Source organism: Vibrio sp. 1727 (assembly GCF_033344415.1).
GTDB classification, from domain to species: Bacteria; Pseudomonadota; Gammaproteobacteria; order Enterobacterales; family Vibrionaceae; genus Vibrio; species Vibrio alginolyticus.
Genome location: NZ_JAWPOT010000003.1, coordinates 342902 through 366029, shown reverse-complemented (window position 1 = coordinate 366029; position 23128 = coordinate 342902). Strand labels below are relative to the sequence as shown.

Genomic DNA, 23128 nt, shown 5'->3' with positions numbered 1-23128 from the left:
TAACAAGAGAGCCGGTTTTTGGCTCTCTTGTGCGTTAAACAAAAATCAACCTTTACCGCGAGTACGGTTTGAATTTGGCTTAGCGTTTTTCTCGATAAAATCGAAGATCATACCTGCAATGTTTTTACCCGTTGCTAGTTCGATGCCCTCTAGACCAGGGGAAGAATTCACTTCCATTACCACTGGGCCATTTTTAGATTGAAGGATATCCACACCACAAAGGTTCAAGCCCATCACTTTCGCTGCATTTACAGCGGTCGCACGCTCTTCTTTGCTCAAACGCACGAGTTGTGCAGAGCCGCCACGGTGAAGGTTAGAACGGAACTCGCCTTCTTTTGCTTGGCGCTTCATTGCGGCGATTACTTTATTTCCGACAACAAAACAACGGATGTCCGCGCCTTTTGCTTCTTCGATAAATTCTTGCACCATGATGTTAGCTTTCAAACCCATGAAAGCTTCAATCACGCTTTCTGCCGCTTTATTTGTTTCAGCAAGTACAACACCAATGCCTTGAGTGCCTTCTAGCAATTTAATCACTAGAGGTGCGCCACCAACGTTTTTGATCACGTCCTGAATGTTGTCAGGATGGTGAGCAAAGCCAGTGCGTGGCAAACCGATGCCTTTACGTGATAGCAGTTGCAATGAGCGCAACTTGTCACGGGAGCGGCTGATCGCGACAGATTCGTTGACACAAAATGTACCCATCATTTCAAACTGACGTACAACAGCAGTGCCGTAAAACGTAATAGATGCCCCAATACGTGGAATAACAGCATCGTATTGCGGTAATTCTTCACCCTTGTAGCGGATCTTAGGGTTGTTGCTCGTAATGTCCATATAACAGTGAAGCGTGTCGATCACATCGATTTGATGCCCACGTTCTTCACCCGCCTGTTTTAGGCGCATGGTTGAATATAAATTCTCATTACGAGAGAGAATAGCAATACGCATGGCAATTCCTTAGTAAGTCAGTACCAAATTAAAATATAAGTATAGAGCATAGAATGCAGTAGGCAGGTGATCATGTTATGACATAACCTACTTACTTCAACGATTTAGAATTGTGGTTGAACAACCACGTCGTCAGAGGTGCGCACCTTAGGGCGTTTTTTTGTGAGATGAAAACGAAAAAGCATCGTCGACACGACAAAAATATTTTATCGAACGCTCACGCCTTGCGGTATGAGACTGTCAAGGGTGAGATAAATAAAATTGAGCAAAAATTTCATCGCTTTGTCACGAATTATCGCTTAAAAAAGCGGCCAATTTGACCGCTGTTTTTAGCTGTTTTGATAGTGACTTAAAAAAAGTTCCGCCGTTTGGGTAGCTAACAGCCTAGATTCTTCATTCGACAAAGAGGGGCGAATTCCCATTAACTGCGGCCAGAATGCACTGCCTTTAAGTAAGTTGTGCAATTGAGTGCTTGCTATATGTACATCATCAATTTGCAAAGCGCCACTGTTCGATTTCTCCGTAAGCCAGCGGTACAGGGCGGTTTCCTGTTTCGACATTTGTTCTGCTTGTTCTTTGAGATCTTCTGGCTTAAATAAGAAGTGCCCAAATGCCACTTTTGCCAGCTCAATATAGTTTGGTTCCGTCACCACAATGATCTCGCTGTAGAGTAATTCAATCAATTGATCTTTGAGTGGCAGAGTGGCCAAGCGTTTAATATCGCTTTCCATCATTGACGAACGCCAAAGCTCAGTCAGCAACTCCGTCACGATCGCTTCCTTAGAAGGGAAGTGATTATAGACCGTGCGCTTAGAGACTTGTGCGATTGCAGAGAGCTTATCCATGCTGGTGTTTTGCACCCCAAACTCTTGGAACGCTTGCCTTGCCGCGCACAAGATGGCTTCTCTTTTGGTTTCACTACGACTTTTTCTTTTTACATTCATAAGCTTGCTAAGTTAAGAAGATCGTTTCTTGATCTATTTTACACTAAGTAGTTTACTTTTAATAATTAGAATGTAAACTGCACCGTGTAGTTTACTTCTGTTCGGGTTAACTTTTTATGAAAAAAACTTTGCTAGCCACAGTAGGAGCGTTCGCGATGGGTACATCAATGATTTCTTGTTCTAATGTTGATACTGAAAAAGCGCCAACATACCCGGACAAATTTGCAAATACAGAGTTGGAATACAAAAGCGGTTTGGGCGACATGTTCGAAATCATGAAAGCGTATTTTACGACTGAGCGCCTTAACCCAACACCAACGATTGAAATTCCAGTGCATGCGATCACAGCGCAGCAGCTGTTAGAAGAGCAAGATGACGTCATCTATCGTCTGGGTCACTCAAGCGTATTAATGAAGCTCGATGGAAAATTGGTGATGACCGACCCTGTATTCAGTGATCGCGCGTCTCCTGTGAAATGGGCTGGGCCAAAACGTTTTCACAAAACTCTCATCACGATAGAAGATTTGCCAACTATCGATGTGGTGGTGATCAGTCATGACCATTACGATCACCTAGATAAAGCTTCTATTAAAGTGCTAGGCGACAAGGTGGGCACTTTCTTGGTGCCGTTAAAAGTGGGGCAATTACTGGTTAACTGGGGTGTGCCGAAGGAGAAAGTGATCGAGCTAGATTGGTGGGAGTCACATTCTGTCGACGGCATTGAATATACATTGACTCCGACTCAGCATTTCTCCGGTCGAGGTTTGACAGACCGCGATACGACGCTGTGGGGCAGTTGGGTTATCAATGCACAACAACACAAAGTGTTCTTCAGTGGTGACTCTGGTTACTTCAATGGCTTTAAAGAGATTGGCGAAAAGTACGGTCCGTTTGACTTCACCATGATTGAAACAGGTGCGTACAATGAACTCTGGTCAGACATTCACATGTTCCCAGAGCAAAGCGTTCAAGCACACATCGATGTGCAGGGCAAAGTGATGATGCCGATCCATAACAGCACGTTTGATTTATCGATGCACGATTGGAATGAACCGATGCAACGCGCGTTAGATATTAGTGAAGAGCGCGGTGTAACGTTAGTTAGCCCTGAGATTGGTCAACGCTTGGCGATTGCGGAGCCTCAGCCTGCGAAGGCATGGTGGCAATAATGGCTGAGCTAAACAGCCAAACATCAGAATAGTTAAGTCACTTATTAGTAGTTACTTGGTCAGGGATAAGGATAAAGGTGCGATGAAAGCAAAGTGGACGTTGTTACTTACATTAAGCATTCTGCCTACCTTTGCACTAGCAGGGGTAGAGCAAGATATCTCGACGTTGATAAAACGAGTTGAGCAATCCTCTTGCACCTTTATCCGCAACGGCAAGGCGTACACTAATCAAGAAGCGGCAGAACACATGCGCAATAAATGGGATTACGCCAAAGATGACGTTGATTCCGTGGATGTGTTTATAAAAGAGGTCGCGTCAAAGAGCTGGTTATCTGGCAAACCATATTGGGTGGATTGCCAAGACAAACGCATTACCAGCGAAGAGTGGCTAACATCATTGATGCGTACCACCGATCACATCCAATAACACTTCTTTGATGGTCTGATAGCGCAGAGGTAGAGCACGACTGCGCTTACGAACTAGAAATAGCTCTTCACATACAGTGTTTTTCAATTGAGCAATGTGTAACGTGTCTTTTAGCGGAAAATTGTCGACCGCACTTTGAGGCAGCACGGTGAAGCCAAGTCCTTTGCTGACAGGTAGCAAAATTTGGCTCAATTGATTTACGTAGCCGGATAATGGTAAATCGCTCATCTTAATTTCTTGGAGCTGTGGTTCTTCACACTGGTCAAAAAACAGCGTCATGTAATGCTCGGCATCAGGGTGGCTAATGACACCACAGTCATGCAAGAGTTGTGGCGTTATCTGCTTATTTTGATAATGCTTTGGCAGAACCAAGCACAACCTCTCTTTACCAATTCGCTCACTGTGAAACAGACCTTTGTTGGGAACATCAGTCACGATACCAATATCGATGTGCCCTTGCGTTATGGCGTTGAGAATAGATTGATTTGGCGCGGCTTCTAAATGTAACGATAAGCTCGGGTGCTGTTTTTGCTTCTCCAAAATGGGCCCATACAACATTAACGCCATTGCACCAGAACAAGCCAGTTTACAGTGGCCTGAAAACGCATCATCAAAACTGAGCTCTTCGAGCAGCTTCTTCTCTCTATCTTCTAACTCGAGCGCATATGCGTAGACAATCCTGCCTTGTTCGGTTAATTCGAAGCTTTTGTTTTCGCGCTTGATCAAGGCATGCTGACAACTTTGCTCTAATTTTTTGATGTGTTGGCTGACGCCAGGCTGAGTCATAAAAAGTTTTTCTGCCGTTTGCGTAAAATGACCGACTTCAATCAATGTCTTAAATGTATGTAACCAAACAGGATTAAGCATAGTGTGTGATTTTCTGAGAGCTTTGTTGGGAGACGTAAAGAAAATGATAGCACGGTGTTTTATGAAAACAGAGAAGACTTAAACGATAAAGATGAATCTTTATCAATACATTACAGACAAAATAAAACCCCGCCTGGTTTCCCAGACGGGGCTTATTCTTTTTCGCAGCAATCCAGCTACTAATAGGTGCTCCCTGCATCTATCCTTGATTGTGGCTAAGTCCTTTAACCGAGTTCCTTGTTCATCGCCTTCCTAGCGGTGTCCATTCTTGCCTATCATCCTGACGGGCGAACTCTATCCTAGAGCTTAACTACATCCTTGCTGACAACTCATCCTAAGCTATCAAATCTTCATCCTGAAGATACCCAATCCTTTAGGCTTTTTTCCTGTTCCCGCCAACATCCTGTCGACAAATTGAGTATTGATGTTTTGCTGATTTGACTCAATTAACTTTTCTAAATTATTTTTACTTATTATTTTAAGTGAATTTAAATATTACTGTTAAATCATATGTTTAATGTTTTTTCTGGCATTGCTCTTAGACGTGGTTAATCTATTTGCTTACAACTCTTGTAAGAGATATCGCACAAGTTTGGTGGTGAATGTATTAATGAGCGCTTTTTGTTCCGAGTTCTGTGGATTGAACTGGATCACAATGCGTTAAAAGGGAGACGATAAAGATGAAAGTGAATTGATCTTGAGTAGAGATTTGTTTGAAAAGAAATAAAAAATCTTGCGGTTTTTATAAACAGTATGGTAAATCTGAAATGCCCACCTTGTTAATCCTTATTAAGATTCAATGACAGTATAAGTAGGGAACTTGGTTGCCATTTTTCTGTCATATCTGGTGAGTAAGTTAACTGTGTCAGATAGATAATATGCCGTTTGCCAGTAAAAACAGGCTGCAAGAAATCGGTAATTATCATTATGTTGTGAAATTGGTCACGGTTAAATGATTGATTCCCTTATAGATTGAAGGGGATACGACCTTAGACAATAAGCTCCATGAGGAGCGTTACTTATATAAGATGAGGGACTTTACTATGAAAAAGACTAGAAGAGCTCAGCTACATCGTGTGCGTATTCAATACTGGAAAGACACGAAAGACGCACCAGCTAAAAAATCATAGTTAATTATACCTAAAGGCACGAGCTGGCTGTGGAACGCAGTTTCCCGTTGATTGCCAGCTCAAAAACGCCACAATCACTCCGCGCAACTTCCCAAGCACCCTAATTTACTATCACATTCTTCAAAAAATAAAAAAGCCAGTCTTAAGACCAGCTTTCTCTACCATTTATTGAGCTCTGCGTATTACAGGTTGCCCTTTAGTTACAGGTAGTTGGCGTCAACTAGTTCGCCCGCTTGCGCGCTTTTCACTTCTGGGCGTGCTTCTAACCATTTGATAACTTGCGCTTTCTGTTCTTCAGTCGCACTGCCGTAACGGTCAGTAGAACATAGGAAGCCTTCAAACAGTTCTAGACCACCGCCACCGAAGCAAAGACCAAGCTCGTCAATGTAGTCGATAAAGTCATCAACGAATGCATCGTAACGGTCGAAGTCGTTAATGTCTGTTTCACAGCTGATCTCGAAACCTAGGATTGCGAACTCACCTAAGAACAGCTTTTTACGGATACGACGGCTCTTGTTATCGATCTTGTCTAATTTCATGATTATCTCTCGTAGATGATTTGATTTCGTACACCTTATACCTTCTATCACACTTTAGCCCAAGTAAAATCAGAATGAAGCGATACAGTTGGTGATTATGTGACCAGAATTTAATTGCTTCGTTAGCTGTGTTGGTTGGTTTGCAGTATTGTTGAAACACAAGTTTCATATGTTTTAAGCACTTTTGTCATTTTTCTTATCCAAACTTCTTGCCGTTCAACTAATCACTTATTTATTAATTAAACTATAAGATCGGGAAAGTAAAAATGAGCAAGGAAACCTTTGACGCGACGCGTTATAACCAAAGTGAAAACAAACCATTTGAAGAAGTATTAGAAGCGAGCCTATCTCGACGCAGCATTCTGAAAGGTGGTTTAGGTATCAGTGCGATGACAGCGTTTGGTGCTTTCGGATTGGCTGGTTGTAACTCGTCTGACTCAGGGAGTACAGTAAGCAGTGGTTCGGGCGCATCTAAAGCCGTTCTTAACTTTGAATCTATCCCTGGCTCACTCACTGACGCAGTTTCAATTCCACAAGGCTACACCGCACAAGTACTAGTACCTTGGGGAACACCACTTAATGCACAAGGCAGCGCATGGCAAAATGATGGTACCAACACCAGTACCGATCAGTTAAATGCGCTAGGCATGCACCATGACGGCATGCATTTTTTCCCATTGAACGATAGCACTACAGATGGCTTGCTATGTATTAACCACGAGTACATCGACACATCAGCACTGCATCCAAACGGTCCTACGGTTGAAAATGGCGTACGTACCATTGTAGATGAAGTGCGTAAAGAGATTAACGCGCACGGTGTGTCAGTGGTTCGCATTCAACTGGAAGACAACATGTGGAAGTTGGTTGATACCGATCCACTAAACCGTCGTTATACTGGTGCGACAGTCATGGATTTGTCTGGCCCGGTGGCCCACACATCTTTAACTGTCACTCGTTTCTCGCCAGATGGCAGCCAAGCGCGTGGTACGTTAAACAACTGTGGCAATGGCTACACGCCGTGGGGCACGTACTTAACGTGTGAAGAGAACTGGCCAGGTTACTTTGTTAATGCCGGGACTCGTACAGAAGAGCAAGATCGCATTGGTGTCGATGATCAAAGTACACGCTACTTGTGGGAGACATTAGCAGGAAATGCAGAAGAGCGTCTTGATGAGTTCTCTCGCTTTAATGTGGCTCCAACAGGAGCAAGTGCGATGGATGATTACCGCAATGAAGCCAATGGTCACGGTTACATTGTCGAGATTGACCCTTACACGCAAAACTCACGTGCGAAGAAACGTACTGCGCTAGGTCGTTTCCGTCACGAGGGCTGTACTTTCGGTAAGCTTGAAGAAGGCAAACCAGTGGTATTTTATTCTGGTCACGATTCTCGCTTTGAATACCTATACAAATTTGAATCTGCGGCAGCGTGGGATCCAGCAGATGCTAACCCTGATAACCGCTTGGCGATGGGTGACAAGTACATGGACGAAGGCACACTGTATGTGGCGCGCTTCAATGAAGACAGCACAGGTACTTGGTTACCATTAACGCTTGATAGCGTAACAACCGCTGGTGGTACGTTAGCGGATCACTTTAACTCACTGGCTGAAATTATCATCAATACTGCTGGCGCGGCGGATTTAGTTGGGGCAACACCAATGGATCGACCTGAGTGGTGTACGGTTGATCCATTCACGGGTTCAGTATATTTAACATTGACGAACAATACGCGCCGTACAGATGAAACCAACCCTGCGAATCCACGTTTGAATAACAAGTTTGGTCATGTTATTCGTTGGGATGAAGGTGCTTCAGCAACTGACTTTACTTGGGATATCTTTGTCTTCGGTTCGCCAGCAAATGGTGATGCAGATACCAACCGTTCTGGCTTGAATGAGCTAAACCAGTTTGCGAGCCCAGACGGATTAGCGTTTGATGGCCGTGGTATTTTGTGGATTCAGACTGATAACGGCGCAGATGAAGTCACGTCTTACACCAATGATCAAATGTTGGCTGTTGTTCCATCTAAGCTAACAGATGAGAATGGTGATCAAGCTGTGATTGGTGCGGATAATCAAGCTGAATTGAAACGCTTCTTTGTCGGACCAAATGGTTGTGAAGTAACAGGCTTTACCATCAGCCCTGATTACAAATCATTATTTGTGAATATTCAGCACCCAGGCAACTGGCCATACAGTGAAGATGCAGCCGAAGAAACGCCTGCTGGTGTTTCTGTGCGCCCACGAGCGGCGACAGTGGTTATTCGCCGTGAAGACGGTGGAGAGATTGCAGTTTAAACACCTTAAAATTCAAGCCCTGCAATTGCAGGGCTTGATGGTTTGGGCGAATGCCTAGTTGCACTTTATACCTAGACAACAGGCTTAGCTTTTCAATGAACCGCCTGAAGTACGAATCACGTCTTGATACCAGAAAAAGCTTTTCTTGCGTTTACGTTCTAGCGTTCCTTGCCCATCATCATGACGATCGACATAGATAAAGCCGTAACGTTTGCTCATCTCAGCGGTTGAGTTTGCGACCAAATCGATTGGCCCCCAGCTGGTAAAGCCCATCAGCTCAACGCCATCCAGAATCGCTTCGTGTGCTTGAACAAGATGGTCGTTCAAGTAAGCGATGCGGTAATCATCTTGAATCTCACCGTTTTCATCGATTTCATCACGTGCACCTAAGCCGTTTTCTACGACAAACAGTGGTTTTTGGTAGCGATCGTGAAGGAAGTTCAGCAGAATGCGCAGGCCTTTTGGATCGATCAACCAACCCCACTGGCTCTTTTCAAGGTATGGGTTTGGTACGCTATCGACAATGTTACCCACTTCCTTCTGTTTCGGATCCGCACTTGCACAGCCACTTGCGTAGTAGCTGAATGAGATGAAATCGACACTTGCCGATGCAATTTCTTCTAAGTCGCCTGCTTCCATCTGAATTTCGATGCCGTTTTCACGGAAGTAACGCTTCATGTAGCCAGGGTACTGACCACGTGTTTGTACATCACCGAAGAACAACCACTTGTTGTTTTCATGCATTGCTGCCAGCACGTCATCAGGGTTACAGGTGTATGGGTAGTTGATTGCGCCAAGCAGCATGTTACCAACTTTGCCGTTAGGTACGATTTGCTGACACAGTTTTACCGCTTTTGCGTTTGCGACTAGCTGGTGGTGAATCGCTTGGTAAATCTCTTGTTCATTGGCGTCTTCTTGCAAACCAACACCAGTAAATGGTGCGTGTAGAGACATGTTGATTTCGTTGAACGTTAACCACAGCTTCACTTTGTCTTTGTAGCGTTCCAGCACTGTGCGAGCATAACGTTCGAAGAATTCGATGACGCGACGATCGCCCCAACCGCCATAGTTTTCAACCAGTGCGTAAGGCATTTCGTAGTGAGATAAGGTCACGAAAGGTTGGATGTTGTGCTCGGCAAGTTCGTCAAAAATTTTATCGTAGAACGCCAAACCTTCTTCGTTAGGTTCTAGTTCGTCCCCGTTCGGGAAGATGCGGCTCCATGCCAAAGAGAGACGCAGACAGTTAAAGCCCATCTCTTTAAATAGCGCAATGTCTTCTGGGTAGCGATTGTAGAAGTCGATCGCCACGTCTTTGATACCCGGTGTACGTTCTTCACGGGTTTGATGCGGACTCAAAATACCGTTTGGCAGCATGTCTGATGTCGATAACCCTTTACCCCCAAGGTTGTACGCCCCTTCTACTTGGTTTGCAGCAATGGCACCACCCCAAAGAAAATGTTCAGGAAACTTAATCATGTTTCTCACTCTTTATATTTAGGAAATGTTTGTGGATTTATTGCTTGAGAATAGTGTAGGAGACACCTCGATACTTGTATCGAGATCGTATTTTTCTCAAACAGCGGGGATGCTTAGTTCTAATGATGATTTTGTAATCAATATCAACCTAGGCTGATTTGAACAATAGAGTGAAAGTCAGCCCATTTTGTTCATTCTTATGCACGGTAATTTGTCCGTTCATATCACGCATATTGTTGGCCGTAATCGCTAAACCCAGCCCCAATCCTTCACCAATTTTCTTTGAGGTTTGGAAGGGTTCGAACATGGATTCAAGCATCTCATTCGACACGCCACAGCCATTGTCACTGACGATCAGTTCGACCTGATTAACAGTTGGATTGACGATCAAGTTGAGCTGCGGGTTGGTGGTGTTGTTCATTGCGTCTAGCGCATTCGAGACAAGATTACCGAGTACCTGAAGCAGTCGTTGTTCTTCACCCATGACGTTAGGTAAGTCATGAGGAACTCGAACACGTACATCCACTTTGTCTAATTGGGTTTGATAAACGCGTAAGGTCTCTTCGAGTGCAGAGGTGAGAGAAATTGCCTGTAAGCTTTCTGGTTTGTTGTAGGCGAACGTCTTTAACTGACTGGTCATGCTTGCCATACGATCAATCAGCTTCTGTACCAAAACATTGTTGGCTTTCATCATCTCGGTTTCGCCACGTTCCGCTAGCAGCTCGTTTGTAGTGAGCAGGGTTCGCAATCCTGTTAGTGGCTGATTGAGCTCATGAGTGATCGCGCTCGACATGCGACCCAAAGCGGCCATTTTGCTCGATTCAATCAACTGGCTTTGTGCTTCTTTTAGCGCTTGAGTTCGCTCTTCTACTCGCTGTGCCAGTTCTTGGTTGACCTGTTGCAGTGACTGTTCGGCTTTTTTCCGCTTGCTGATGTCGATGATCGTTGCAAGGAAATACTGCTCGCCATGCCAAGGGAAACTGGTTAGCGAGAACAGGACAGGGAAGACGCTTCCGTCACTGCGTCTGGCAATGGTTTCGACCGTGCTGATCTCTGCGAGCTCTTTATGTTTAGGTAAGTCTTTCAGTAGCTTAAGTGTGGTGGAATTGGGATTGCCTGCATCGAATAACTCCCAAGCAAAAGCGTGTCGATTGACGCTTTCTGGTAAACAGAACAAACGCTTCGCCATTGGGTTGAGATCGAACAGTTGACCTTGTTCATCAATCAATAGCAAACCAACGTGGGTCTTATTGATCATCTGTTTCAAGCGGCGTTGGGACTCTTCCAACAGGGCTTGAATTCGTTGTTGGTTGATGTGCTTTTGGCGACGTTGTAGACCAATGATGACGAGTAATACAACCAATAAGAGCAACACAGCGACGCTCCAACCAATCACGTTGATGGTTTGTTGAATCGGCTTAGAAGGGGTGAGGTAGCTTACGTACCAATTCAAATCATCCAATTTAACGGTGTGCGCAAAATAGCGTTGCTGGTTGAGCGTCCACACACTGATATTGGTGTTGTCGTATAAGCGTTGCGTTTCTAACTGAACGGTGTTGCTCGGTTCGTTAAACCAGTCAGCGTTATAAAGCGCGCTACTCGATAGGAAAAAGCGTTGTTGACGATTCTGCAACGTGATGATGTCTTGGCTAGTAATGGTCTGTTCGGTCAACAAGCTAAGGTTGATTTGCACCACCACAATGCCAGCGATATCCAGACCATCGTAGATAGGGGCTGCAAGATAATACAATGGGCTCGAACCTTTGGTTTTGTTCACCAAGGAAACACCGCCGCCTTGGTTGTGAATTTGTTCCACAATGGCTTTTCGGTCAGACAGGCTAAAGCGCTCTTCGATTAAACTCGAGACCAATACTTCGCCAGAGTTAGACAGGATTAGCCAACCTTCCGTATTGGCGGCTTTATCTAGCTGAGTCAGTTGGGTTTGCAATGGCTCGTAATAAGTCAGATTCCCTTTCACAAACGCGATGGTTTCTGGGTTATTGGTTACGAGGTAAGGTAAGTGGTAGAAGCGTTTGAGTGCACGGCGAACTTCACCAATATAGTCGAGTAGTTTTTGTTGAGCTTCGGTTTGAGTTTGTACACTCAACCACTGACGGGCAACCTCTCTGCTGGCGCTATAGCAAGACAACATCAGCACTGCCGCAATTGCGACCACAAGCCATGTTTTGCCATTCCTTTTGCGCTGCATACCGACTCCATTCAGCTAGTGCGTTCTCACCAACAGTCATTAAAGAGTGCGCCTAACTGGTTGGATGTTAAAGACTTGTAAGCAAGAAGTGAGATCTAGCTCCTTTTCTCCTCAGTGGTTTTTGCTACCGTTAATAAAGATCGATTTCTTTCCCACCCCACAAAGCAGGCAGTAACTCATGGCTTTTGACGACATCCCTAAAATTGCACTTATCGAAGACGATGACATTGTTCGTCAGGCTACCAGCCAATGGCTGCAACTGGCGGGGTTCGATGTGACCTCATTCAGTTTAGGCGAAGAGGGCAAAGCGGCCATTCTGAGCCAAGAATTTGATGCGATTGTCAGTGACGTTCGCCTGCCAGACACCGATGGTTTGTCGATACTAGAAAGCCTGATTGCCAATCACGTCCCAACGCCAGTTATCTTGATCACCGGACATGGTGACGTCGATATGGCAGTAGGGGCGTTACAAAACGGTGCGTTCGATTTTATTGAGAAACCTTTCCAACCTGAGCGTTTATCCCAACGAGTAACCGAAGCGGTCGAGAGCTATCGCGCACAAACGTCTACTCAAGATCGCCAAGAGTACCTATCTAGCGTTAGCGGCTTAGAAGAGGTGTTGATTGGGCGAAGCCGAGTGATGCAACAGCTTAGAGAACAAGTAGCCAAGTTAGCACGCATTGATACTAACGTGATCATTTACGGCGAAACAGGTTGTGGTAAAGAGCTGGTGGCGACCAGTTTGCATAATGAAAGCCAACGCAGATCCTATCATTTTGTGCCAATCAACTGTGGCGCTATTCCTGAGAACCTGTTTGAAAGTGAGCTGTTTGGGCATGAAGCAGGGGCATTTACCGGAGCGGGTAAAAAGCGCATTGGTAAGTTGGAATACGCGGATAAAGGCACTTTATTCTTTGATGAAATCGAGAGTATGCCGCTGTCCATGCAGGTGAAAGTGTTGCGTTCATTACAGGAACATACGGTAGAGCGCGTTGGGGGCAACCAACAGATCTCAGTTGATTTGAGAGTGATCGCCGCCGCGAAAGAAGATCTCAATGATCATGACGAGTTTCGTCAGGATTTGTACTATCGTCTTAATGTGGCGCAGATCTATTTGCCACCGCTACGTGAGCGAGAAGAAGATGCGTTGATCTTGTTCGAACACTTTGCTCTGAAAAGTAATCCTGAGAGTCGTCTGCTGAGTGAAGCCGATAGAAAGGCCATTCTTGCTTACTCTTGGCCCGGTAACGTACGTGAGCTTAGGAATGTAGCGATGCGTTTTGCATTGGATGAAACCGTCTCCGTGATGGAAATTCTCTCCAGTCGACCATCCTCAACAACCGAAGAGACGCATGCGGGCGTGCCGTTGGCGATTCAGCTACATAACTTTGAACGTAAGGTGCTACATGATTCTTTAGTCAGGCATCATGGACGCATCAATGAGGTGATGCAGGAGTTGGATTTACCACGTCGAACCCTTAACCAAAAGATGCAGAAGTTTGGTTTGAATCGCTCCGACTATACTTAGTGCGATTTCTAGCTAATTCGAAATTACTGGCATAACAAACACGTTATGCGCTTTTGGCTGGAGCTGGGACAAACTTATAATTTAGGTCTTTCCCTTCTCCAAACAAGGTAACGAGGTTCCTTCCAGTATGTTTAGAGCTATATAGCGCTTCGTCTGCTTCAGCAAGCGCCTCTTGAAGTGATTGCCCCTCAGATAACTGACTGATACCAAAGCTCATGGTCACTTCAGTTTTAAATGATTGCAAAGCGGTTTCAGTTTCGACCGCAATGCGAATTTGCTCTGCGACAATTTTGGCTTGCTGTGCTTTTTCGAGCAAAACAATCATGAACTCGTCACCACCAAATCGCACAATGCAGGCGGACTCAGGAAGATGCTTTTTAAAAATAGTGGAGATCGTTGCCATGACGGAGTCGCCAACCGTGTGACCATAGTGATCATTAATCGCTTTGAACTTGTCGACATCAGTCATAATAATGCTGATTGCTTGGCTTTTTTTATGTGCTTTACTAACCAAGTTTGGAACGATTTCTTCCATGGCTCGACGATTATATAGCCCTGTGAGTGCATCTAAATGAGAGAGATCATTAATGGATTGCACCAAGCGTCCGTTAATTAACCACAGCATACTAAAGCTCAAAGCAACGATCAGGCAGATGCTAAATAAGAACGTCAGCTGATGGATAAGGCCTGCGACCATAAAGCTTGGTAACTCACCTGAAAAAGTACTCCAAAGCGCCCTAAATCCCATAAAAAAACTAAATCCAAAGAAAGAGTAAGCCATTGCTTTAACAGGGAGCTTTAAGTCCTTTTGGGTACCTTTAAGCATGGCGACACCACTAAAGAAGGTGACGATACAAATATACATGCTCAGATAAATAATGCGGCTTTTGATAGAAGGGTCATGGAAGGTGAAATAGTAAAATGAACCACTGAAAACAGGTGTTAACAAGGTAAGACAGTGAGCCAATTTTAAAGGGTATTGACGAAAAATGCTTACGCTATATAGCGTAAGCAAGAAGCCGACTAATATGAGAGTGTTGGCTATGACGATGGTCAGCCAGTCTGGCGCAGAGCCTCTAAAGCCAAGTAAAAAAGGGCCTAAACCAATAAACAGTAGTGATATCGAGAAGGTTTTTAAGCCTTTGACTCTACCCTGAGTGTATTGATAACAAAGCAGACTAATAGAGTAAATGCAAGAGAACAGAATAACGATAAAGTTCAGTGTTCTGATGTCTAGATACTGATTATCCATAGGCGACCCATATCAATCTTTCATTCAGGCAACTCCTTTGCCTGATATCAATAAGCGAGCTACATAGTAACGCACTTATTGAGCGATGTCTTATGTTAAACGGCTATTCATTCACCAGCTCGAATTGTTCGGTTTGGTTGGTTTTCGTCGTAAACAGCAGACCAACAATCATCATAAATACGCTAGGCACAATCCAGCTAGCAAAGTCATTGTACAGAGGCATGTAATTACCCATCCACTCATCAGTGGAACTTGGCATGTAACCTAGGATGTGCAGCGCATCAACACAACCAAACGTTAGAGCAGTGAATGCGGTTGCTACCACCATGATTTGCGACATCTTGTTGCGCACTGGTGCCATGATCATCAACGCAATCGCGACTGGGTGAAGCGCCACAACCGCTGGCAATGTGATAGCCAATAGTTGCTCTAGACCTACGTTCGCGATCAAACCTGCCAATACCATGGTCGTGACAACGCAGCCTTTGTAGTTCACTTTGCTGAAAGTGTTGTCGTAGAACTCACTGCCTGCGGTGGTTACGCCGATAGCAGTAGTCAAACACGCCAATACCATCACGGCACCTAGCAATAGTGAGCCAAATGCGCCGAAGTGACTGAAGGTGAATGCCGTTAAAATGTCGCCACCATTGCTGAACTCAGAACCCAAGTATGAGCTTGTCGAGCCAATGTAAGCCAATGAGATGTAAACAAATGCCATGGCAACCGCGTACATTAAAGCAGCAATTAGTGTGTATTTTGCAGTGGCTTTCGGACAATCCACACCCATGCTACGAATCGCGCGGAAGATAATCCAACCAAAACCGATAGAACCTAATGCATCCATGGTCATGTAGCCTTGGGTCAAGCCTTCAGCAAATGCGCCAGATACGTATGGTCCCGTTGCGGCAGTTAGCTCACCTGCAGGAGAAATCAAAGCAGTCACAGACATGATGATCAAGATACCCATCAAGGCAGGCGTTAAGATCTTACCTAGGTTGTCGACCAATTTGCCCGGGTATAGCGCAAACATGATGGTGATAGCACAGAAGGCAATAGTGAAAGGCACCAAAGCGGCATCACCAAACATTGGCGCAAAGCTGAATTGGTAAGCCACGGTAATCGCACGTGGGATTACGAACGCAGGGCCAATCACAATAAACACCATCACCCAAAAACTGGTAGCTAAAGGTTTAGGTAGGGCGGCGGTTAGTTTGTCTGAACCGTTTACGATAGCCACCATCACCAGTGCCATCGCAGGCAGACCTACGCCCGTTAAGAGGAAGCCAGACATCCCGCTCAGAAAGTTTTCACCTGCTTGATAACCCAAAAATGGAGGGAAGATCAGGTTACCCGCGCCTAAGTACATGGCGAAAGTCATGAAGCCCAAAGCGGCGATATTGCGTGCGCTTAACATTGTTATTCCTCTTATGTTTCGCTTGGAAGAAACTGAAAGGAATGGGAGGAGTATGTGGTGTTCCCGTCAGCTTCTTCTCAAGCTGACAGAAAGTTTAGATATAGCCTGTCAGCTCTGAATCAGTTTCAGAGAGAGCAGGAGGATCGCAGCAGCAACGCCAGATGGGCGTTTTAAAGCGAATTGTAATTGCGCAGTTGCTGACATGGGTGATCCTTAATGACGAAAAAATACCAAGGAATACGTTTGCCTTGGCGTGTTGTTACCCTAACGAACATAGGGCTATTGGCACAACCCCGAAGTAGAAAATAAGTTGATACGGTCAATGTTTGTTTCTGAACTGGTGGATCGAACTGCTTTTTAAGTTCAAAATTAGAATAAATGACTTTTCATTTCTGTAACATGGCTTGTTTTGCTGTATTTTTGTGCTATTTGTAGTCGTTTAGGCTATAAACCTCCGCTGATAAAGTGAGCAGTTTAGAATGATGCGCTTTTTCTTCTTATTGTTAAGACGCTCACTAGTTGCAGTTCAATCCAAAATTGCATCGGCAAAATATTGCTTATTAGTGAATCGTGCATTTATTTTGTCTTGATCACATTTTATTAACCTTTTGCGATCTAGGCGTACAACCTTCTTCTCTTCAATGAGCAAGATCTTGCTCATTACTTTGCTATCAAATCAGCATGATTTTGCTCATTTTTGATGTCCTTCAGAACTTAGTTCAATAAATACAAAGAGTTAAAAGTTGGCATTTCAATTGCTCTAGGGAATGTGTTGTTAATAAAGATTTAACATGATGTAAATCCCCAATCGTGAAACGACTACACGGAGAGTAATAATGAAAATGAACAAGCTGGTAAAAGCTTTGGCTGTCGCTGTGACTTCTTTTGGTATTGCTGCTAACGCTGCGGCAGAAGATCGTAGCTACATTCTTGCAACGGCATCGACAGGTGGTACTTACTACCCTGTGGGCGTAGCGTTGGCGACGCTAAGCAAAGTGAAATTGGCACCAAAGCACCACTTCTCCCTTTCTGCAATCAGCTCTGCGGGCTCTGGTGAAAACGTCAAACTGCTGAACGAAAACGAAGCACAGTTCGCGATTCTACAAGGTCTTTACGGTGCATGGGCTTGGTCTGGAGAAGGTCCTTATGAGAAGAGCGGTCGTCAAGAACAGCTGCGTTCGGTCTCTATGCTGTGGCAAAACGTTGAGCACTTTATTGTTCGCTCTGACTTAGCAAAAACTGGCACTGTGACTGACCTGAACAACCTAGATGGCAAGAAATTCTCTATCGGTAAGAAGAATTCTGGTACTGAGAACTCTGGTCGCCAAATCATGAAAGGTCTGAAGGTCGACCCTGATAAATTCAATCTTGCTTACATGGGTTACGGCGGCAGTGCGAGCGCACTTCAAAACGGCACCATTGACGGCATGAACACGCCTGCTGGTGTACCTGTTGGTGCGGTCACTCAAGCTTTTGCTGCGCTGGGTAAAGACATTTCGATTCTTTCGTTTACTGACGAACAAATCAAAGAAGCGAACGGCAATTACAACCTATGGACGAAGTACGAGATCCCAGCGAACACGTACCCGGGTCTAGATAAGCCGATCACCACCATTGCACAGCCAAACTTCTTGGCTGTTCGTGAAGATATCTCGGAAGAAGACGTTTACCAACTAACCAAAGCGATCTACGAGAATCTGCCGTTCTTACAAGGTATCCACAAAGCAACAAAAGCAATGGCGATTGAGAAAGCGATTGCTGGCTTGCCAGTGCCTCTTCACCCAGGTGCGGCGCGTTACTACAAAGAAATGGGCATCGAAATCCCATCAGATCTAATGGCGAAATAACGCCAACTTCGCCCCGAGTTTTGGCTAGGGGCATTTTATCCCTACCGATTTCTAAGATGGAAAAAGCCGCCAGAGCTTGGAGTATGAGATGAGCGACTCAATAGAAAAGGAATTGCAGAAGTTTGAGCTGCCCACGCGCACTGATTTTCCGTGGGTAACCACCACGGTCACAGTGTTTGGCGTGGTGTTGTCTGCTTTGCACATTTGGTTTAATACCTTATCGACGTTACCAGAGTTATGGATTTCCGCGACCCACTTTGCTGGCTTTGCGGTGATTTGTGCGCTTTGGTATCCGGCTCATATCTCTCTCAAGCAGAGTAAGATTGCACTCGGTATCGATGTGTTGATCGCCATGGGCGCGGTCGCGTGTTTACTCTACATTCCCTATGCCGAAGATGCGCTGTACGAGCGTGGTGTGAAGTTCGTGACCAGCGATTGGGTCTTCGCCATCATGGCAATCCTGATTGTTATTGAGCTGATTCGACGCACCATGGGCTGGTTTATTCCAGTGCTGATTGTGGTGTGTCTGAGCTACGTTGTGCTTTGGGGTAAGTGGGCAACAGGTATTTTCCACTTCCCGGGTTTGAGCATGGAAACCTTGCTCTACCGTAGCTTCTATTCTTCCGAGGGCATGTTTGGTTCTATCTCGCGCATCAGTTGGACTTTCGTATTCATGTTCATTCTGTTTGGTGCGTTTCTTGTGCGCTCTGGTGTTGGTGATTACATCATCAATGTGGCTCGTGCTGCGGCTGGCAAAATCATCGGCGGTCCGGGTTTTATTGCGGTGATTGGCTCCGGTTTGATGGGCTCAGTATCGGGCTCTAGTGTGGCAAATACGGTTTCTACCGGTGTTATCAGTATTCCTTTAATGCAAAAAGCAGGTTTCCCTTCGCGCTTTGCAGCGGGCGTTGAAGCTGCGGCGTCGACAGGTGGTCAGTTGATGCCACCAGTGATGGGCGCGGGTGCTTTCATCATGGCGTCTTACACGCAAATTCCTTATGTTGATATTATTGCCGTTTCTTTCATTCCTGCTCTTATCTATTTCTTGTCTGTGGCGTTCTTTGTGCGTATCGAAGCCAAACGCAGCGGCGTGCAAAAAATCACGACCAGTGATGAGTCTCTACTGAAAGTGTTGATCAGCGGTTGGCACAATCTTATCCCGCTGGCAGTGTTGGTTACTTTGTTGGTTCAAGGCTTTACGCCAACTTACGCTGCGGGCTTATCGATCATCTCTGTGGTGGTGGCTTCTTGGTTCTCGAAAGATCATAAGATGGGACCAAAAGCGATCATCGAAGCGCTATCACAAGGTGCGAAAAATATGGCGACAACTGCGGTATTGCTGGTGGGTATTGGTTTGGTGATCAACGTGATCAGCACCACGGGCATCGGCAACACGTTCTCACTGATGATCGACGGTTGGGCGAATGGCGACCTGTTCATCATGATCATTCTGATTGCGCTCGCTTCTCTTGTTTTAGGTATGGGTTTACCCGTGACAGCGGCGTATATTGTATTGGGTACACTGTCTGCCCCTGCGCTTTACAAATTGATTGCGGAAAACCAATTGCTTGAATTGATGGTGTCGGGTCAATTGCCTGAACAAGCAAAAGCGATCTTCATGTTGGCGGCGCCAGAAAAGTTGGAACTGCTTAATGCACCAATGGCGTTGGAAACCGCGAAAGAAATGGTGGCGCTAGTACCTGCGGACTTTATGGAAACCCTACTAGAGCAAAGTTTGGGTATGGAAGCGGTAGGCTTGGCATTGCTGGCTGCTCACCTCATCATCTTTTGGTTATCGCAAGACAGTAACGTTACGCCACCAGTGTGTTTGACCGCTTTTGCAGCAGCAACCATCGCCAAAACACCACCGATGCGTACCGGTTTGATGGCGTGGAAAATCGCCAAAGGTTTGTATCTTGTACCGCTACTTATTGCCTATACAGGCTTGGTCAGTTGGGATGTGACGTCGGTAATTACCGTAGGCTTCTTTGCCATCATCGGTACCTATGCATTGATTGGTGCGATTGAAGGCTACTTGGAAGGTCCTCTAAACATTCTGACGCGTCTCTTGTTGTTAGTGGTGGGTACATTGCTGGTTTGGCACGACATCCCAATGTTGGTTCGTGTGGCAAGCTGTGCGGTATTTGTCGCGGTGTTCATTTACAGTGGTCGCAAGTTCAAATTGCAACAATCTCAACTATCGGTTTTATAAGAGGTCGTATGAAATCAGTCTATGACTACATCATTGTTGGTGGCGGTATCGTTGGTGTGTCGACAGCATGGCAACTACAGCAACGTCATCCAGAAAAATCCATTTTATTGGTTGAGAAAGAGTCCGGTTTTGCCCAGCACCAAACCGGACACAATAGCGGCGTGATTCATGCCGGGGTGTACTACGCACCGGGCAGCTTAAAAGCGGATTTTTGTAAGCGTGGGGTAGAGCGAACCATTTCGTTTTGTGCCGATCACGATATTCCGGTGGAGAACTGTGGCAAGTTACTGGTTGCGACCAATGAGCAAGAAATCGAACGCATGAATGCCCTCTATGAGCGCTGCCATGTCAACGGCATCGACGTAAAGCTACTCGATGAAGTCCAACTCAAGCTGGCTGAGCCAAACATCACAGGCTTGGGTGCGATTTATGTCAAAACCACCAGTATTGTCGATTATCGTTTGGTCACAGAGCAGATGGCGGAAGAGTTTAAAAAGCTTGGCGGTCAAATCAGTCTGAGAACCAAAGTGGTGGCTGCCGAAGAGAAGGACGAAGAAGTCCAACTGACCTGCATTTCAGACGGTCAAACCATGCAGCTTAATACCAAGTTCTTGGTTACTTGCAGCGGCTTGATGGCGGATCGCATGACGAAGATGATGTCTATTCCAACCGATTTCCAAATCATCCCTTATCGTGGTGAATACTACCGCTTAGATAGCAAACACGACCAAGTGGTGAATCATCTTATTTATCCAATTCCCGACCCTGATTTGCCATTCTTGGGCGTCCACCTGACTCGCATGATTGATGGCAGTGTGACCGTAGGTCCAAATGCGGTGCAAGGCTGGAAGCGAGAAGGGTACGACAAGGTTAACTTCAGCTTGCAAGATACCATGCAAATGCTCAGTTTCTCCGGTTTCTGGAAGGTGACACATAAGCATCTAAAAACCGGACTGGATGAGTTTAAGAACTCGTGGTGGAAGCCGGGCTACCTCAAGTTGGTCAACAAATATTGCCCAAGCATCAAGGTCGACGATCTCAAACCATATCCTGCGGGTATTCGTGCACAAGCAGTGTTATCCGATGGCACTTTGGTTCATGACTTTTTGTTTGCCGAGAGCGCAAGAAGCCTGCACGTTTGCAACGCCCCCTCTCCAGCAGCGACATCTGCAATGCCGATTGGGGAGTACATTTGCGATAAAGTGAATGAAAAGATAGAGGCGAAAACGGTATAAAACAAAGGCGATGTAACTGTCGCCTTTATTGTATTTGAATCTGGGAATTAGGGGTTGCCATCTTTAGGGCAGAGTTCGCCTTTCTTGGCGTGTCTCTCGATCATGTAATCGCCGCGAGCACTGTGCAATACAATTGCATTCCAGACTTGACCATCTTGCAACTCGAACTCAAACGCATAATGGGTGCCGCCGACCATTTTGGTTCTCACCTCATGAATTGCTCTCAATTTATCATCGGCATTCATTTGATAAAGCACCATGTTGAGTGAGCGTCTGGCGTCAGGAGTTGCCTCAGCAAGTTGCCAATGACCCTGCTCGTTTGTTGCGGAGCAAATAGACCGCATTTTACTTTTCATGGCGGATGACATCTGCTTGTCTACGGCCAATGCATTTGGTGAAAACAGTGGAACCGTCAAAAGAATCAAAGTTACCAGAAACTGCTTTAAGGTCATGAAAACACTCCGTTGTTTTACTCTTGCTTGAGTATAGACCTCAATAGCTTCAGATGTGGTGCAGTTGACTCCGGGCCTACAATATCGCAGTTCGTATCAACGAACTGATAACAAACAAGGCGACCACGCTTGCCAGCCAAATGCCAATGAACCACAAAATGGGTTTTAGTTTCATCAGTGATATCCTTCTCCACGTTTCATCTTGCCGCGGAAAACCCAGTACGAATAAGCCGTGTAGGCTATGATCAGAGGAAGTAATACCACCGCACCGGCAAGTAAAAATGCCAAACTTTTGTCTGGCGCAGCGACGTCTTGATAAGTGAGTGCGAATGGGACCAAGTAAGGGAATGTACTGACACCGAAACCCATCGCGGACACAAGAAACAGGCCGATCGCAAGAACGTAGGCTCGGACGGCTTTGTGGTCGAGTAAGGCTTTGAATAGCTGCCAAATGAGTGCCGCTGCAATAATTGGTAATATGAAAAACAGTAGTGAGTTTGGTAATGAGAACCAACGTTCAAAGACGATATTTTGGCTCAATGGCAGCCACAAACTGGCGATAAATATACAGGCTACCATCGCTAGTCCCCATCGTCGCGCGACCACGTAATAGCGCCCCATCAGCTCTTCTGGAAGCTTGATTAATAACCAGCATGAACCGAGCAGGATATAAGCACAAACAAGCGCCAGGCCACAAAATACGCTAAATGGCGAAAGCCAATCAAACCATCCACCTGCGTATGCTCGTTCACTAACCTCTATACCTTGGAGCAGGGTTCCGAGCATAATGCCTTGCATCAATGCTGCGGTGAGTGAACCAATGAAAAAAGCGCTATCCCATAAAAACTTTCCGCGTTGTGTTCGGAAGCGATACTCAAAAGAAACCCCGCGCAGAATTAATCCGAGCAGCATTAAAATCAGAGGAGCATAGAGTGCTGGCATAATGACCGCGTAGGCGAGGGGGAACACGGCAAAAAGCCCACCACCGCCAAGAACTAGCCAAGTTTCATTCCCATCCCAAACAGGAGCGATGCTGTTCATCATCATGTCGCGCTCTTCATCGTCATTAGCGCTGAGGAATAGGATACCAATACCGAGATCAAAGCCATCTAACACGACATAAATCAGAACGGCGAGCCCAATCAAAGCGTACCAAATTAATGCGTAATCCAT

17 protein-coding genes are annotated in these 23128 nt (G+C 45.6%); 7 read left to right on the top strand and 10 right to left on the bottom strand.

Features of this window, described 5'->3' with window-relative positions; all coding sequences use genetic code 11:
• Positions 1 to 45: 45 nt before the first annotated feature.
• Positions 46 to 951 carry a 30S ribosomal protein S6--L-glutamate ligase gene (gene rimK, locus R8O10_RS05985; RefSeq protein ID WP_005374224.1) on the bottom strand — a complete coding sequence of 302 codons (906 nt, stop codon included), beginning with the start codon at positions 949 to 951 and terminating at the stop codon, positions 46 to 48.
• Positions 952 to 1280: 329 nt separating this feature from the next.
• On the bottom strand, positions 1281 to 1895 hold the full coding sequence (locus tag R8O10_RS05980; protein ID WP_025768062.1) for a TetR/AcrR family transcriptional regulator: 615 nt from the start codon (positions 1893 to 1895) through the stop codon (positions 1281 to 1283).
• Between the two features lie 155 nt (positions 1896 to 2050).
• Here R8O10_RS05980 and R8O10_RS05975 point away from each other — a divergent pair, with 155 nt between their 5' ends.
• Together R8O10_RS05975 and R8O10_RS05970 are read left to right on the top strand one after the other, a co-directional pair.
• On the top strand, positions 2051 to 3064 hold the full coding sequence (locus R8O10_RS05975; RefSeq protein WP_318191208.1) for an MBL fold metallo-hydrolase: 1014 nt from the start codon (positions 2051 to 2053) through the stop codon (positions 3062 to 3064).
• A gap of 82 nt (positions 3065 to 3146) precedes the next feature.
• Positions 3147 to 3491 carry a DUF5329 family protein gene (locus tag R8O10_RS05970; protein ID WP_025768060.1) on the top strand — a complete coding sequence of 115 codons (345 nt, stop codon included), beginning with the start codon at positions 3147 to 3149 and terminating at the stop codon, positions 3489 to 3491.
• On the opposite strand, the gene R8O10_RS05965 is transcribed toward R8O10_RS05970, so the two are convergent.
• Together R8O10_RS05965 and R8O10_RS05960 are read right to left on the bottom strand one after the other, a co-directional pair.
• Positions 3459 to 4358, bottom strand: coding sequence for a LysR family transcriptional regulator (locus R8O10_RS05965; RefSeq protein ID WP_064369503.1), 900 nt, complete (start codon positions 4356 to 4358; stop codon positions 3459 to 3461). The genes R8O10_RS05970 and R8O10_RS05965 overlap by 33 nt on opposite strands.
• A 1330-nt stretch (positions 4359 to 5688) precedes the next feature.
• Positions 5689 to 6027: a YggL family protein gene (locus R8O10_RS05960; RefSeq protein WP_005374208.1), complete on the bottom strand. Its 339-nt coding sequence runs from the start codon at positions 6025 to 6027 to the stop codon at positions 5689 to 5691.
• Between the two features lie 266 nt (positions 6028 to 6293).
• On the opposite strand from R8O10_RS05960, the gene R8O10_RS05955 reads away from it, so the two are divergent.
• Complete coding sequence (locus tag R8O10_RS05955; protein WP_005384183.1) at positions 6294 to 8330, top strand: PhoX family protein; 2037 nt, start codon at positions 6294 to 6296, stop codon at positions 8328 to 8330.
• An 84-nt stretch (positions 8331 to 8414) separates the two neighbouring features.
• Here R8O10_RS05955 and R8O10_RS05950 read toward each other — a convergent pair whose 3' ends face one another.
• Positions 8415 to 9806 (bottom strand): glycoside hydrolase family 1 protein, encoded by a 1392-nt coding sequence (locus tag R8O10_RS05950; RefSeq protein WP_064369502.1) that lies wholly within the window; start codon positions 9804 to 9806, stop codon positions 8415 to 8417.
• 148 nt (positions 9807 to 9954) lie between these two features.
• A complete protein-coding gene (locus R8O10_RS05945) occupies positions 9955 to 12015 on the bottom strand; it encodes a sensor histidine kinase (RefSeq protein WP_064369501.1) in 2061 nt (686 codons plus the stop codon).
• A 178-nt stretch (positions 12016 to 12193) separates the two neighbouring features.
• Between R8O10_RS05945 and R8O10_RS05940 the strand changes: the two genes are divergently transcribed.
• Positions 12194 to 13543: a sigma-54-dependent transcriptional regulator gene (locus R8O10_RS05940; RefSeq protein ID WP_053349389.1), complete on the top strand. Its 1350-nt coding sequence runs from the start codon at positions 12194 to 12196 to the stop codon at positions 13541 to 13543.
• Between the two features lie 43 nt (positions 13544 to 13586).
• Here the strand turns inward: R8O10_RS05940 and R8O10_RS05935 are convergent, their stop codons facing one another.
• Entirely contained in the window at positions 13587 to 14795 is a 1209-nt protein-coding gene (locus R8O10_RS05935; protein ID WP_318191207.1) for a GGDEF domain-containing protein, read from the bottom strand.
• A 103-nt stretch (positions 14796 to 14898) separates the two neighbouring features.
• A complete protein-coding gene (gene brnQ, locus R8O10_RS05930; RefSeq protein WP_318191206.1) occupies positions 14899 to 16209 on the bottom strand; it encodes a branched-chain amino acid transport system II carrier protein in 1311 nt (436 codons plus the stop codon).
• Between the two features lie 836 nt (positions 16210 to 17045).
• Here brnQ and R8O10_RS05925 point away from each other — a divergent pair.
• The 3 genes from R8O10_RS05925 to lhgO all read left to right on the top strand — a co-directional run bounded on the left by R8O10_RS05925 (position 17046) and on the right by lhgO (position 21503).
• Complete coding sequence (locus tag R8O10_RS05925; protein WP_005374185.1) at positions 17046 to 18056, top strand: TAXI family TRAP transporter solute-binding subunit; 1011 nt, start codon at positions 17046 to 17048, stop codon at positions 18054 to 18056.
• 88 nt (positions 18057 to 18144) lie between these two features.
• Positions 18145 to 20268 (top strand): TRAP transporter permease, encoded by a 2124-nt coding sequence (locus R8O10_RS05920; RefSeq protein WP_318191205.1) that lies wholly within the window; start codon positions 18145 to 18147, stop codon positions 20266 to 20268.
• 8 nt (positions 20269 to 20276) lie between these two features.
• Positions 20277 to 21503 carry an L-2-hydroxyglutarate oxidase gene (lhgO, locus tag R8O10_RS05915; protein WP_318191204.1) on the top strand — a complete coding sequence of 409 codons (1227 nt, stop codon included), beginning with the start codon at positions 20277 to 20279 and terminating at the stop codon, positions 21501 to 21503.
• A gap of 47 nt (positions 21504 to 21550) precedes the next feature.
• On the opposite strand, the gene R8O10_RS05910 is transcribed toward lhgO, so the two are convergent.
• The gene (locus R8O10_RS05910) at positions 21551 to 21955 is read right to left on the bottom strand and encodes a cystatin (RefSeq protein ID WP_318191203.1); all 405 of its coding nucleotides are present in this window, start codon (positions 21953 to 21955) and stop codon (positions 21551 to 21553) included.
• 174 nt (positions 21956 to 22129) lie between these two features.
• Positions 22130 to 23128 (bottom strand): cytochrome d ubiquinol oxidase subunit II, encoded by a 999-nt coding sequence (gene cydB, locus R8O10_RS05905; protein WP_005374173.1) that lies wholly within the window; start codon positions 23126 to 23128, stop codon positions 22130 to 22132.

What these genes read in the sequence shown, in the direction of transcription:
- rimK (WP_005374224.1), bottom strand. Translation starts at nt 951, where the DNA reads ATGCGTATTGCTATTCTCTCTCGTAATGAGAATTTATATTCAACCATG.
- R8O10_RS05980 (WP_025768062.1), bottom strand. Translation starts at nt 1,895, where the DNA reads ATGAATGTAAAAAGAAAAAGTCGTAGTGAAACCAAAAGAGAAGCCATC.
- R8O10_RS05975 (WP_318191208.1), top strand. Translation starts at nt 2,051, where the DNA reads ATGGGTACATCAATGATTTCTTGTTCTAATGTTGATACTGAAAAAGCG.
- R8O10_RS05970 (WP_025768060.1), top strand. Translation starts at nt 3,147, where the DNA reads ATGAAAGCAAAGTGGACGTTGTTACTTACATTAAGCATTCTGCCTACC.
- R8O10_RS05965 (WP_064369503.1), bottom strand. Translation starts at nt 4,358, where the DNA reads ATGCTTAATCCTGTTTGGTTACATACATTTAAGACATTGATTGAAGTC.
- R8O10_RS05960 (WP_005374208.1), bottom strand. Translation starts at nt 6,027, where the DNA reads ATGAAATTAGACAAGATCGATAACAAGAGCCGTCGTATCCGTAAAAAG.
- R8O10_RS05955 (WP_005384183.1), top strand. Translation starts at nt 6,294, where the DNA reads ATGAGCAAGGAAACCTTTGACGCGACGCGTTATAACCAAAGTGAAAAC.
- R8O10_RS05950 (WP_064369502.1), bottom strand. Translation starts at nt 9,806, where the DNA reads ATGATTAAGTTTCCTGAACATTTTCTTTGGGGTGGTGCCATTGCTGCA.
- R8O10_RS05945 (WP_064369501.1), bottom strand. Translation starts at nt 12,015, where the DNA reads ATGCAGCGCAAAAGGAATGGCAAAACATGGCTTGTGGTCGCAATTGCG.
- R8O10_RS05940 (WP_053349389.1), top strand. Translation starts at nt 12,194, where the DNA reads ATGGCTTTTGACGACATCCCTAAAATTGCACTTATCGAAGACGATGAC.
- R8O10_RS05935 (WP_318191207.1), bottom strand. Translation starts at nt 14,795, where the DNA reads ATGGATAATCAGTATCTAGACATCAGAACACTGAACTTTATCGTTATT.
- brnQ (WP_318191206.1), bottom strand. Translation starts at nt 16,209, where the DNA reads ATGTTAAGCGCACGCAATATCGCCGCTTTGGGCTTCATGACTTTCGCC.
- R8O10_RS05925 (WP_005374185.1), top strand. Translation starts at nt 17,046, where the DNA reads ATGAAAATGAACAAGCTGGTAAAAGCTTTGGCTGTCGCTGTGACTTCT.
- R8O10_RS05920 (WP_318191205.1), top strand. Translation starts at nt 18,145, where the DNA reads ATGAGCGACTCAATAGAAAAGGAATTGCAGAAGTTTGAGCTGCCCACG.
- lhgO (WP_318191204.1), top strand. Translation starts at nt 20,277, where the DNA reads ATGAAATCAGTCTATGACTACATCATTGTTGGTGGCGGTATCGTTGGT.
- R8O10_RS05910 (WP_318191203.1), bottom strand. Translation starts at nt 21,955, where the DNA reads ATGACCTTAAAGCAGTTTCTGGTAACTTTGATTCTTTTGACGGTTCCA.
- cydB (WP_005374173.1), bottom strand. Translation starts at nt 23,128, where the DNA reads ATGGATTACGCATTAATTTGGTACGCTTTGATTGGGCTCGCCGTTCTG.